This window comes from Devosia psychrophila, assembly GCF_000971275.1.
GTDB classification, from domain to species: domain Bacteria; phylum Pseudomonadota; class Alphaproteobacteria; order Rhizobiales; family Devosiaceae; genus Devosia; species Devosia psychrophila.
The window spans coordinates 1-797 of sequence record NZ_LAPV01000055.1 but is presented as its reverse complement, the minus strand read 5'-3'; the positions used below and the strand labels follow the sequence as shown (position 1 = coordinate 797).

The 797-nt window shown below is 55.1% G+C and carries 1 protein-coding gene; it reads left to right on the top strand.

The window, feature by feature from the left end; translation table 11 throughout:
* Positions 1–252: 252 nt before the first annotated feature.
* Positions 253–797, top strand: a 545-nt coding sequence (locus WH91_RS04315) for a response regulator transcription factor (RefSeq protein WP_158409513.1), incomplete at its 3' end; no start/stop codon positions are given.

Here is a 797-nt window from a genome sequence, read left to right as displayed (position 1 = left end):
ATCTCCGGTATGTTGCGGCGCGTTCGAAATCTCGCTGGATGTGCTGACGACGATGCGAGAAAAGCTGGCTGTTTCGGGACCAATTTATCGAAGGCCAGGAAAAGCTCCCCCCGCTGTATCGACATTCTGCGCCGCTTGAGCGGGGGCTTGGGTGCTGCATGGCTGTCGGCCTTGCGCCTATTGCGGTTCGTCGCCTTTCAAACCCGGTGTCAGTCACAATTAATGACGCGGGATAAGACCGGGTTCGTCATAATGGCATCGATCGTAATCGCTTCCACTGACGTAGATTACTATTTGCTGCTTTCGCACATCCTGGCGGAGGCGGGGTTTGCAGTCCTACTGGCGTCGAGCGTGGAAGAGATTATCTATATCAGCCATGAGGCCAATCCGATCGCGATCCTTCTCGACTGTCGTTCGGGCGACAGCCTCGCTATCGATGCTTGTCTTGATCTCAAGCGTGATCCCACGACTTTCGGAATTCCAACAGTAGCGTTGATCGGTCCTGGGGCCGAACAGCAATATCTGAGCCTGATGAAAGCGGGAATAGATGAAAGCTTCGTGCGTCCAATTACTCCACGCAAGCTCATAGGCTTACTTGAGAGGCTCGCGGGGCCGATGGCCAGTCGCACCGATAAGGACGGCAGAGCGGCGCTCGTCTACGTAGACATTGAGATCGACCTCGACGCACATCGTGTCTCACGCAATGGTCGGCCAATTCATCTGGGCCCAATCGAATTTCGAATGCTTCGACATCTGATCGAACATGCCGGGCAAGTTTGTTCGCGCGACGCCCTTGT